This is a genomic window from Stenotrophomonas acidaminiphila (assembly GCF_001431595.1).
Lineage (GTDB): Bacteria > Pseudomonadota > Gammaproteobacteria > Xanthomonadales > Xanthomonadaceae > Stenotrophomonas > Stenotrophomonas acidaminiphila.
This window is the reverse complement of sequence record NZ_LDJO01000055.1, coordinates 25,847-35,909: the sequence shown is the minus strand read 5'-3', so window position 1 is coordinate 35,909 and position 10,063 is coordinate 25,847. Positions and strand designations below refer to the sequence as shown.

At 65.5% G+C, this 10,063-nt stretch carries 10 protein-coding genes, 1 tRNA gene and 1 pseudogene; 5 read left to right on the top strand and 7 right to left on the bottom strand.

All coding sequences use genetic code 11. The annotated features are described in order from the left end of the window. The 3 genes and pseudogenes from ABB33_RS18660 to ABB33_RS14585 form a co-directional block, all read left to right on the top strand. A partial coding sequence (locus ABB33_RS18660; RefSeq protein ID WP_211260891.1) for a hypothetical protein occupies positions 1–620 on the top strand: 620 nt, incomplete at its 5' end. Between the two features lie 41 nt (positions 621–661). Beyond that, positions 662–1,480 carry an NYN domain-containing protein gene (locus ABB33_RS14590; RefSeq protein ID WP_056932592.1) on the top strand — a complete coding sequence of 273 codons (819 nt, stop codon included), beginning with the start codon at positions 662–664 and terminating at the stop codon, positions 1,478–1,480. A 325-nt stretch (positions 1,481–1,805) separates the two neighbouring features. Beyond that, positions 1,806–2,440, top strand: a pseudogene (locus ABB33_RS14585) (transposase); the annotation flags it as partial. 175 nt (positions 2,441–2,615) lie between these two features. Here ABB33_RS14585 and ABB33_RS14580 read toward each other — a convergent pair. The 5 genes from ABB33_RS14580 to birA all read right to left on the bottom strand — a co-directional run bounded on the left by ABB33_RS14580 (position 2,616) and on the right by birA (position 6,602). Continuing rightward, entirely contained in the window at positions 2,616–3,836 is a 1,221-nt protein-coding gene (locus tag ABB33_RS14580) for a tyrosine-type recombinase/integrase (RefSeq protein WP_056932591.1), read from the bottom strand. Between the two features lie 174 nt (positions 3,837–4,010). Continuing rightward, positions 4,011–4,086, bottom strand: a tRNA-Thr gene (locus ABB33_RS14575). 42 nt (positions 4,087–4,128) lie between these two features. After that, positions 4,129–4,893 carry an SPOR domain-containing protein gene (locus ABB33_RS14570; protein ID WP_056932590.1) on the bottom strand — a complete coding sequence of 255 codons (765 nt, stop codon included), beginning with the start codon at positions 4,891–4,893 and terminating at the stop codon, positions 4,129–4,131. 9 nt (positions 4,894–4,902) lie between these two features. Further along, a complete protein-coding gene (locus ABB33_RS14565) occupies positions 4,903–5,640 on the bottom strand; it encodes a type III pantothenate kinase (RefSeq protein ID WP_056932589.1) in 738 nt (245 codons plus the stop codon). After that, complete coding sequence (gene birA, locus ABB33_RS14560; protein WP_056932588.1) at positions 5,637–6,602, bottom strand: bifunctional biotin--[acetyl-CoA-carboxylase] ligase/biotin operon repressor BirA; 966 nt, start codon at positions 6,600–6,602, stop codon at positions 5,637–5,639. Before birA ends, ABB33_RS14565 begins: the two co-directional genes overlap by 4 nt. 128 nt (positions 6,603–6,730) lie before the next feature. Between birA and ABB33_RS14555 the strand changes: the two genes are divergently transcribed. Both ABB33_RS14555 and ABB33_RS14550 read left to right on the top strand, forming a co-directional pair. Then, positions 6,731–7,018, top strand: a complete 288-nt coding sequence (locus tag ABB33_RS14555) for a hypothetical protein (RefSeq protein WP_225546648.1) — start codon at positions 6,731–6,733, stop codon at positions 7,016–7,018. Continuing rightward, positions 6,985–7,788: a M90 family metallopeptidase gene (locus ABB33_RS14550; RefSeq protein ID WP_056932587.1), complete on the top strand. Its 804-nt coding sequence runs from the start codon at positions 6,985–6,987 to the stop codon at positions 7,786–7,788. The genes ABB33_RS14555 and ABB33_RS14550 overlap by 34 nt, the downstream gene beginning before the upstream one ends. Positions 7,789–7,876: 88 nt before the next feature. On the opposite strand, the gene ABB33_RS14545 is transcribed toward ABB33_RS14550, so the two are convergent. Both ABB33_RS14545 and ABB33_RS14540 read right to left on the bottom strand, forming a co-directional pair. Next, on the bottom strand, positions 7,877–9,304 hold the full coding sequence (locus tag ABB33_RS14545; protein WP_056932586.1) for an ATP-binding protein: 1,428 nt from the start codon (positions 9,302–9,304) through the stop codon (positions 7,877–7,879). A 21-nt stretch (positions 9,305–9,325) separates the two neighbouring features. Next, positions 9,326–10,009, bottom strand: a complete 684-nt coding sequence (locus ABB33_RS14540; protein WP_004136763.1) for a response regulator transcription factor — start codon at positions 10,007–10,009, stop codon at positions 9,326–9,328. Between the last annotated feature and the right edge of the window lie 54 nt (positions 10,010–10,063).

Sequence of the window (10,063 nt, the reverse complement as noted above, 5' to 3'; positions counted from 1 at the left end):
TCTCGGAGATTTGTAGAAGAGACAGACGGAACTCTGGCCGGTCCAACTACAGCCACGTGGCAGCAATTCTGAGCAGGCAAACACGAAAGAAGGTCTCTGTGCGCACGCTTCAGGCGTGGATGATGCCTGCTGGCCGCCCGAGCAGCCGCCGATGCCCGGAGTGGGCCCTGTTGGCACTAGAGCAATACCTGGCGAGCAATCCCCGAGCGCCGGCCGACTGGCAAGAGACGAGCAGCATTCTTCGCAGCACGCCTAGCGGACAAACACTGGCGTTCCATACCCAACTGCGTGATCAGCGCTCCTTACAACTTGCCGAGGCCGAGATTGCAGAGGAAGAAGCCACGCTCCACAAGTGGCGGTCCGCCGACCTAATGGAATTGGCCCAGCGGTTGACGGAAATGGAGATCAGCTCCCGGCGCGCCACAAGCAACCATGCAGATATGATCGGCCAGATCGTTGCGTTGACCCGTTCCTGCGCGACCTTCGAAGAGTTTCGAGCACAGCTTGATGAAGCGTTAAGGCGGAAGCTTGATCTCGATTACACGGTCAGGCAAATCGTAAGCGACCTTCGCAAGGGTCGTGGAGAGTTCGCTAGCCCTGATGGAACACTTCCTGAATGATTCGGCGGACGCCTGCCGACTCCTCACAGCATGCAACGCAAATGAACGCATTTCAAAGCTCGGACCAGTCGACGGTTGCGCTGTACTGGGATTTCGAAAATATCCATGCAAGCGTATTGGACCGCCGAAAGGGCGTGGGCGCTTACAAGCAAACACGCTTTACCAATCAAGAGCCCGTGATCGACGTCGAAGCTCTGATGGAATTCATAGCTTCGCTCGGTTCGGTGGCCATCAACCGGGCCTACGGCAATTGGCAATGGTTCTCACGATACCGCGAAGTCCTCCTGCACAACGCGGTCGAACTGATCCAGCTGTTCCCGCCAGGTGCCTCCGCAAAGAACGGTGCGGACATCAAGCTATGTCTGGACGCTACCGAGGACATCATCCGGTTTCCGCACATCACGACGATCGTCATCGTGGGAGGCGACAGCGATTTCCTGCCTGTTGCACAGAAGATCAAAGCTGCCGGAAAGACGTTGGTGGGCGTGGGCTGCGAAGCAACAACCAATCGCCACTGGGCTCATAGCTGCCACGAATTCAGATACTACGAGTCCCTTCTGATAGACGGCACCAAGCCGGCCGCCTGCGAAGACCCGAACGAGGATATAGCTCCTGCACCTGCTGACCCTGTCGACTTGATTCGCAGAGCGATTTTGCGCCTTTCAGCGAATCGAGGAGACCCATGGGTTCTTAAGGCCGCGATTCGGCCTATGGTTAAACGGCTCGACCCGACTTTTGACGAAAGTACTTATAACGCCTCTAACTTCGCCGATCTGCTGAAGAAGCACTCCGATGTCTTCGAGGTCAGAAAGGGGCAGCACGACCAAGAATTTCGCATCAAAGCTACAGCGGCGGCCTAGCTAATTGTTCGCTAGCCAGAAACATATCGCGCGTGCCGTCACCTGACCGTAGAGTCCTTCATGACCACTTTTTACTACGAGTGTTACAACTGTCAGCGCACCGTTCGTTCCGAAGACGTGGACGACGGACATAGTGGCTTTGAACGCATATACGACCAAGACTGCGGCTGCATTGATCGTCAGCGCGAGGCCAAGCGGAACGAAGAGTGGGACGACTGATATTGGGCGCCTAGCCCGGTGGGTCGGCAATGTCCGCTGTGGGTCGCGGATTCAATTGATCGATGCAACACACTGAAGGCCGCTTGGCGCGGCGGGAGTGTTGCAGATGAAGTACGGGACAAGGATCTACTACAGCGAGAGCCAGAAGGCGCTGATGTGGGATCGTTGGCGTCGGGGCGAGTCCTTGCAGCAGATCGCCCAGTTGTTCGATCGTAACCACTCCTCCGTACAGAGGATCCTGGCCTTGTCAGGCGGGATCCGACCGCCTGAGCGTCGAAGATCCACCCGGCACTCAGCTTGGGCGAGCGAGAAGAGATATCGCGCGGGATCGCCGCAGGCCAATCGATGCGGACCATCGCCGCCGCCTTGGGTCGAGCGCCTTCCACGGTGAGCCACGAACTCCGTCGTAATGAAGGACCGCAAGGGTACCGCGCCACGCAAGCCGATCCTGCGGCATGGAATCGAGCACGGCGTCCCAAGCCCTGTAAGCTGGCCGTGCATCGGGACCTGGCGCGACACGTCGCGATCAAGCTCAAGCGGCAATGGTCGCCGGAGCAGGTGGCCGGCTGGCTCCGGCACACGTATCCCGGCCAGACGAGCCGTCAGGTGTCCCACGAAACCATCTACCGCACGCTCTACATCCAGTCCCGCGGCGCGCTGAAGCAGGAGCTGCTGGCTCACCTGCGTCGCACGCGGGTCATGCGGCGTTCGCGTCACCACACCCAAAAGACCGAGAACAACTAACAGGGTCAGGTTCACTTCTGATCGCTCATGATGCACAAGGCCCGCATCTCTGCGGGCCTCGTCGTTTAACATGATGCACTGTCCGCTTCGGGTCGAAAGCAGCCACTTCTTCTGACACAAATGTCGACGCCACATCCGATGAACGCACAAGGGCACGTCAGTCTCAGCCAAACTATCCAACAAGCTTCAATTTTGGCTTCGAATTCTGCACCTTCAGCTTGTCGAGATAGTCAGCCCATGCCTGCATCATCCGCCTCCGCTCCGGTAGATGTTCCGCACGGTTGTAGGCCGCCTTGATGGGATTCCGCTCGGAGTGCGCCAACTGGCGTTCAATGGCGTCAGAAGTCCATCCCTGCTCATGCAGCAAGGTGGAAGCCATGCTCCGGAATCCGTGTCCCGTCATGTCATCGGTGCCATAGCCCAGCCTACGGAGTGCTGCGTTTACCGTGTTCTCACTCATTGGATCACGCAGGCTACGAATGGAAGGGAACACATAGCGACTCTTGCCCGTGACCGGCTGCAACTCCCTCAGGATCGCAATGGCTTGCTTTGAAAGAGGGACGATATGGGCAACACCCATTTTCATCTTCTCGGCAGGGATGCTCCATTGCCCGGCATCGAGGTCAATCTCGGCCCATTCCGCCTTACGCAACTCACCGGGGCGCGTGAACACCAACGGAGCAAACTTCAATGCGCACAGCGTCGTGAGCTGTCCCGTATAGCCATCGATAGCCCGTAACAGTTCGCCAACCTTGACTGGGTCTGTGATCGACGCGTAGTGGCGGTTCTTCGCAGTTTTCAATGCGCCCCGCAATGCGCTGGTAGGGTCACGATCAAGCCTCCCGGTAGCAACTGCGTAGCGGAACACCTGGCCACAGATCTGGCGAAGACGCTGCGTGGACTCGATCTTCTCCTGTGCCTCCAGCCGACGCAGCACCGCAAGCACTTCTGCCGTACTGATGTCCTCAATAGGCCGACGCCCCAGCCAGGGGAACGCATAGGTCTCAAGCATCCACTTGGCCTTGCTCCATGTGCTCTCGGCAAGGTCGCGGCGACTCTCCAGCCACTCCAGGGCAATCGCTTCAAAGCGACCATCTGCCGACAGTTGGGCCTTCAGCTTGACCAACTGCTTCTCCTCGGAAGGATCCTGCCCAGCCCGTAGTTGTGCTCGAGCAATGTCACGCTTCTCTACCGCCTCTTTGAGGGATATCTCGGGGTAGACACCGATTGACAGCAACTTCTCCTTCGCTCCATAGCGGTACTTCATCCGCCAATACCTGGATCCATTGGGCATCACTTGCAGGTACAAGCCAGCCCCTGCCGCCAACTTGTAGGGCTTATCCCTACCCTTGGCATTCCTTACTGCCATATCAGTCAATGTCTTGCTGGCCATTGGGGGTACATCCTCCTGCTTGGCTCGAAATTTACGAAATGCACCCCCAGTTGCACCCCCAATCACCTTGGATGCGGCTGGACGGGTGCGGACGGATAGGCACAAAAAAAACCCGCTTTTTCAGCAGGTTTATTGTGCATCTTGGATTTACTCGGACGCCACTGGACTAGGCGATGGTGCCGCTTATCCGAATCGAACGGATGACCTACTGTTTACAAGACAGTTGCTCTACCGACTGAGCTAAAGCGGCAAGGGTTCACGCGGCGCACTCGCGATGCGCCCGGGCGGCATTCTAGCGCAGGCGCGCGCACTCCAGTGCTTGCCGCTGCGCGGCACCGCTGCGCCTGTGCAGATCGTCCGCGGCGGCGGTAGCGGCATGGGCCACGTCCAGCCACCAGCTGGCGCCGGCTTCCACGCCGTTGTCGACAATCCGTACCGGGAAGCCCGCTGCCGCCAGTGCGGCCATGCGCCGCTCGGCGCCCTCGCGGTTGCGGTACTGGCCCAGCGCCACCGCGTTGGCGTCGTCGCCCTTGGCAATGATGAAGTAGTCGCTGAAGCCCGCCTCCACGATGCGCCTGGCCAGGGCCTGTGCCTCCTCGCGGCTCGCGGCCTGCGATGTCAGCACGCGGTAGCTGGCCGCCTTGGGCTGCACCTCGCGCAGCTGCGAGCGGGACAGATCCGCTCCCAGCGCGGCCGCGGCGGCCTGCGCCTGCTCGCGGCTCTGGAACGGTCCGAAACTCGAACACTGCAATGGACGCGACGGCGCGGCCGCGGTGGGCTCCGGGGTGGCGGGGGCTGGCGTGGCCACCGCGCTCGTGGCGGTGGCCTTGGCTGCGTCCTGCAACGCGGCCGGTGCCGGCGCCGCGGCAACGGCGGCTGGCGCTGGTACGGCCGGCGGGCCTGCATCCACCGCATCCATGGGCACGAGTTCCAGCGTCGCAACGCCGGTTTCGCGGACTTCGGGCGCGGCGGCCGGTGCCGGCCGCGGCGTCATCCACCACAGCGCCACGCCAAGGTTGAGGATGGCCAGTGCGACGATCAGGAAACGAATCAGCATGGCGCGATCCTAGCGCCCCGGCGCCTGCGCGTGCACGGCCCAGCGGGCCAGCCCGTCCAGCACCAGGGCTGGCCGGTACTCGGCGTCGGGCAGCAGCGGCAGCAGCGGGACCGCACCGCCGCCGTGTACCAGCAGGGACGGCGCGGTCCCGAGCAGGTCGGCGCTATGCCGCAGGCTGCGTTCGACCAGCGCCACCGCGGCGCCATCGCACCCGGACGCCAGCGCGTCGGCGGTGTCATTGGCAAACTCCGCATAGTCGCCACCGCTGGCCGGCAGCTGCGCCGCGCGCGCGTGCAGGGCCTCGCGCATGACCGTGGGCGAGGCGCCGATGCGGCCGCCCAGGTGGCGGCCGCCGGCATCCATCAGGTCGATGGTCAGCGCCGTGCCCACCCCCACCACCAGCACCGGCCGCTGGCCGGTGGCCGCGGCGAGCAGGGCCAGGAAACGATCGACGCCTAGCTTCTCCGGGCGTGCATAGGCGATGGTGACGCCGGCGCATGCCGGCAGCGTCCGCGCCACCTGCACGCGTGCGAAGCGGGCATGCAGCAGTTCCATCACCGTCGCGGTCAATGCCGGCGCCGCGACGCTGGCCACCCAGGCGGTGTCCCCGCGTGGCAGGGCGTCCAGCGCGGCCGCGGTCATGGCCTCGGCACCGTGTGCCCACGCCTGCACACTGCCGGCGGTGGCACCGTCGAGCGGTGCGAACTTGAAACGCGAATTGCCCAGGTCGAACAGCCAGTCGCTCATTGCGCCCTCACGCTGACTTCGCCGGCATGGAAATGACGCTCGCCGCCACCGATGGACAGGCGCAGGGCACCGTCCTCGGCCAGGCCGCGGGCGACGCCCTCGTACAGGGTACCCGCCTCCTCCACGCGTACCGGCCGCCCGGCCAGCACGTCCATCGCCGCATACCGCGGCAGGAACGGGCCCAGCCCCTGCTGCTCGAACAGGTCCAGCGCCGGCAGCAGCTGCGACAGCACGGCCGCGACCACCCGGTTGCGCGATACCGGCGCTCCGGCGAGCGTGTCCAGGTCGGCCCAGGGCTGGGTGATGTCCGCGGCGATGGCGGCGGGCATGCGCACGTTCAGGCCGAGCCCGATCACCGCGCGCGCCGGGCCGGCGAACTCGCCGCCACCTTCCACCAGCAGGCCACCGAGCTTGCGGCCATCGGCCAGCACGTCGTTGGGCCATTTCAGGCCGGCCGCAGCAAAACCCAGCGCATGCAGCGATTCACCCACCGCCACCCCGGCGGCCAGGCTCAGCCCGCCCATGCGCGACAGGCCACCGGCAAAGGAGCGCGACACCGACAGATAGATATTGGACGCCAGCGGCGAGGCCCAGTGCCGGCCACGACGGCCGCGGCCGCCGGTCTGGCGCTCGGCCAGCAGCACCTCGACGCCGCGCAAAGGCGCGCTGCGTCGCAGCAATTCACTGTTGGTGGACCCTACCGCCCAGCCGATTTCCAGCGCCGCGACGGAACCCGCCACCCCGGGCGCCAGCTGCTCCAGGATGCGCGCGCGATCCAGCAGTTCCAGCGGCTGGGCCAGCCGGTAGCCGTCGCCGGCACGGCCGTCGATCGCCACGCCGGCTGCCCGCAACCCCTGGATACGCTTCCACACGGCGGCGCGGGTCTGGCCGAGTTCACGGGCCAGGGCGTCGCCGGAAAAGGCGCCCTCGCCCAGCTTGGCCAGCAGTTCTCGGTCGTCCACGATGGATCTTCTGATCGCAACAGATCGCCCGATTATGCGTGAAGGCACCCGGTCCGCCCATGGTGGCTTCCAATCCCGCCGGGAAAGCAGGCTAGAATCGGGAGCTCAACCGCCCCCGGATGTCGACGATGCGCCGTACCGCCCATTGCCTGATCCTGCTGCTGGCCCCGGTGGCCGCGCATGCCGCGGAGGCGATCGACACCCCGGCCCGCAGCGGCTGCACCTATGCCCCGGGCGAAGTGGAGCGCGTGGCGGCACCGGCCGCATCGGTGAGCCTGGCCAACGCCGTTCCGCCGTCGCAACCCAAGCACACGGTGCCGGCACCGCAACAGGCCGGCGGCGGCAGCGATGAGGAGATCATCCCGCGGCTGCGCGCACCGAAATGGCACCGCCTGCTGCCCGGTATGTTCCGCTGATCCAGTCGTTTCTGCGCCGCTGGCGGCGCCCGCCGCCTTCCATTGACGAAGCCCTCTGGCGCAGCACGTGCCAGGCATGCCCGTGGCTGCATGCCCTGGATGCCACGCGCCAGGAGCGGCTGCGCGGGCTTGCGGCGCATTTCCTGCACCGCAAGGCCATCACCCCGGTAGCCGGCCTGGTGCTGGACGAAGGCCAGCGCCTGCTGCTGGCCGCACTGTGCTGCCTGCCGCTGCTGGAGTTCGGTGAGCAGGGCCTGCTTGGGTGGTCGGAACTGGTGGTGTACCCGGATGCGTTCCGGGTGCGCCGCAACCACGTGGACGCTGCCGGCGTGCTGCACGAATGGGACGATGAACTGATCGGCGAAGCCTGGGACAGCGGCCCGCTGCTGCTGTCATGGGCCGACGTACAGGCCGACATCGCCGACCCGCAGGCGGGCTTCTGCGTGGCGGTGCACGAGATGGCGCACAAGATCGACGTGCTCGATGGCGCGCTGGACGGCACGCCGCCGCTGCCGCGCGACTGGCAGCGGCAATGGGCACGCGATTTCCAGCGCAGCTACGACGCCTTCTGCGCACGGGTGGATGCCGGCCGCGATACCGCGATCGACCCGTACGCGGCCGAAGCGCCTGAAGAATTCTTCGCGGTCGCCACCGAGTACCACTTCTCCGCCCCGCACCTGCTGGAGCGGGACATGCCGGAGGTGGCCGCGCACCTGCGCCGCTTCTACGGGCCCTCGCCGTTCGCCGGCCAGGCGCTGCAACAGCCATAGGCAGTACGGCGCGACGCCGGCATGGCCGGGCTCGCCAACGCCGCGGACCGCCACGATGCCGCGCCCAAGGGCTGCCGCCCGGGCCGGGTCACAGCCCCGGCGGCAGGGTCACTTCGAAACGCGCACCACCCAGTTCGGGCGAGCGCTTGACCTGCAGTTCGCCGCGGTAGTCCTTGATCAGGTCCTGCACGATCGACAGGCCGATGCCGTGGCCCTGCACGCGTTCGTCGCCGCGCACGCCACGCTGCAGGACCTTGGCGATGTTGTCCTCGGCGATGCCGGGGCCGTCGTCGTCCACCGCCATTTCCAGGCCCGCGCGCCGCCCGGGCGCGGAGGGAATGGAGCGGACCGTGAGCAGCACCCTGCGCCGGGCCCACTTGAACGCGTTCTCCAGCAGGTTGCCGAGCAGTTCCTGCAGGTCGCCGGGCTCGCCGTAGAAATTGACGCCCGGCTCGATCTCGAACTCGCACAGCACGCCCTTGCTGGCGTAGACCTTCTCCAGCCCGCGCACGATCTCCTCGGCGCTGGCCTCGATCGGCACCGGCGCGGAGAACAGCTTGTGCCCGGACGAGGCCGCCCGCGCCAGCTGGTAGGACACCAGGTTGTTCATGCGCTGCAGCTGTACGTCCAGCTCCTCGCGCAGCGCACCGTCGCCGGCACCGCTGTCCAGTTGCGTGCGCAGCACCGCGATCGGCGTCTTCAGGCTGTGCGCGAGGTCGGCCAGGGTATTGCGCTGGCGCTCGAGGTTCTCGCGCTCGCTCTCGATGAAGGCGTTGATGCTGTCGGTCAGCGGTTCCAGCTCGCGCGGGTGCATCTCGCTCATGCGCTCGCGCTCGCCGCGCTGCACCCGGGTCAGTTCGTTGATCACGCGCTTGAGCGGGCGCAGGCTCCACTGCAGCACCAGGGTCTGCAGCAGCAGCAGGATCAGGCCGGTCACGCCGAGCCAGAACCACACCGCACTGCGGAACACGCGCAGCTGCTTGCCCAGCGCGCGCGAATCCTCGAGCACGTAGATGGTGTAGGGAAACTCGCTCTCCGGGCTGCCGTCACCGCCCCAGACCAGGCCCATGCCGTAGCGGTAGACCTCGCCGGGCGTACCGTCGATCTGGGTGATCGGCAGCGGGCCCTCGAACGTCTCCTCGCGCGGTTCGAGCATGCGCGCGCTGACGTCGGGCAGGATCGGCCCCTCGGCGGACATGGAGTTGCCGGAGTGGCCCGGCATCACCACCTGCAGGTACAGGCCGCTGCCGGGCACGTCGAACCGCGGGTCCGGCGGTTGTTCGCGGATGTAGAGCGAGCGGTCGCGGGTGAAGTCGATGCCGGCCGCGTAGGAAGTGGCGTAGTTCTTCAGCCGCTCGGAAAGGTTGGCGCGGGCGGTGCCGGCGAAGGCGGCGTCCAGGGCATAGCCGGCCAGCGCCAGGAAGGCCACCAGGCCTATCGAGGCGGCCAGCAGCTGGCGCGCCTGCAATGAACGCGGCCGCCAGCGCCGGAAGAACCACAGACGGCCGTAGATCATGCCCGTACCGCGCGCGGCGGATCAGCCCTCGTTGCGCGGAATGGCGAAGCGGTAACCACGGCCGCGCACGGTTTCGATCGGCTTCAGCTCACCGTCCGGGTCCAGCTTCTTGCGCAGGCGGCCGATGAACACTTCCAGCACGTTCGAATCGCGGTCGAAGTCCTGCTGGTAGATGTGCTCGGTGAGGTCGGCCTTCGAGACCAGCTCACCGGCATGCATCATCAGGTACTCGAGCACCTTGTATTCGTAGCTGGTCAGGTCGACGTTGCTGCCGGCCACGCTGACCGTCTGCGCGGCCAGGTCCAGCGCCACCGGGCCGCACTCCAGCGTCGGCTTGGACCAGCCGGCGGCGCGGCGCAGCAGCGCGTTGACGCGGGCCAGCAGCTCTTCGACGTGGAACGGCTTGACCAGGTAGTCGTCGGCGCCCTGCTTCAGGCCCTCGACCTTGTCCTGCCAGCTGGAGCGGGCGGTCAGGATCAGCACCGGGAACTTCTTGCCCTCGTCGCGCAGCGCCTTGATCAGCTCCATGCCCGACATCTTGGGCAGGCCCAGATCGATGATGCCGACATCGAACGGCACCTCACGTCCCATGTACAGGCCTTCCTCTCCGTCCTGCGCGGCATCGACGGCAAAGCCTTCACGCTTGAGCCGGGCTGCCAGGGTCTCGCGCAGCGGGGCTTCGTCTTCGACCAGAAGGATACGCATGAACTCTCCCTAGTTGCTTGGCCGGCCATTCACCGGCATGGGTAAGCGGATTGC